This window comes from Pseudomonas sp. 31 R 17 (assembly GCF_900004915.1).
GTDB lineage: Bacteria > Pseudomonadota > Gammaproteobacteria > Pseudomonadales > Pseudomonadaceae > Aquipseudomonas > Aquipseudomonas orientalis_A.
This window is the reverse complement of the sequence record NZ_CVTN01000020.1, coordinates 1-1,053: the sequence shown is the minus strand read 5'-3', so window position 1 is coordinate 1,053 and position 1,053 is coordinate 1. Positions and strand designations below refer to the sequence as shown.

Here is a 1,053-nt window from a genome sequence, read left to right as displayed (position 1 = left end):
TCACGGTCAGCGGGTTGGTGATGTTAGTCACCGGCGCGCCGTTTTTATCCACAAGGCTGGCGGTGTAGACGATGTTGCCGCCTTCACCGACGGTGGTGGTGGCGGTCAGGACCACGTCGACCTTGTCGATGGTGTCGTTGATCGCAGTGGTTGCGCCGTTGCCAGCAACTTCCAACTTCTCAAAGTTGCCGCCCGTTGCGTCGGTAATCTTGACCGTCTGAGTGCTCTTATCGATGAACACGTCATCGCTTGGCGCAGGGACGGTGACGGTGCCGACGGTATCGCCAGCCTTGATGATAATCGACGAACCGTTATCCAACTTCAGCGTAACGTCGCTGCCTGCTTTATTGGAAAGCGTAGCGGTGTAGGTGATCTGGCCACCTTCGTTAACAGCATTTGGTGCGGTCAGCGTGACAATCGTAGTGTTGTCAGTACCGGGGGTATCAGTCACGGTTGTAGTGACTTTGTCGGTACCTGGAACGAGGTTTTCGAAGTGCTCGGCGCCAGTAACGCCTTTGATCGCGGTTGTAACGGTTTGGTCGCCCTTGTACACATCATCCGGTGCAATAACCGAAACGCTGGCGCTCGATTGGTTCACGCCGATAGTGATGCTCTGGCCATTATCCAGCGTCACCGTCAGCGGATTGGTGATGTTAGTCACCGGCGCACCGTTTTTATCCACAAGGCTGGCGGTATAAACGATGTTGCCGCCTTCACCGACGGTGGTGGTAGCGGTCAGGACTACATCGACCTTGTCGATGGTGTCGTTGATCGTGGTGCTCGCACCGTTGCCCGCGACTTCCAATTTCTCAAAGTTGCCGCCAGTGGTTTCAGCGATCTGAACGGTCTGAGTGCCCTTATCGATAAACACGTCATCGCTTGGAGCTGGCACCGTCACGGTGCCGACAGTGTCGCCGGCTTTAATGGTGATGCTTGAGCCGTTATCCAGCTTCAAAGTTACGTCAGTACCGGCCTTGTTGCTCAAAGTCGCGGTGTACGTGATTTGCCCACCTTCGTTGACTGCGCTTGGCGCGGTCAGGGTAACGGTGGTGG

Annotated in this window: 1 protein-coding gene; it reads right to left on the bottom strand. The window is 55.8% G+C overall.

Annotation, left to right across the window (positions count from 1 at the left end; all coding sequences use genetic code 11):
• On the bottom strand, positions 1-1,053 hold a 1,053-nt coding region (locus BFP89_RS00385), incomplete at both ends, for an immunoglobulin-like domain-containing protein (protein WP_370671191.1).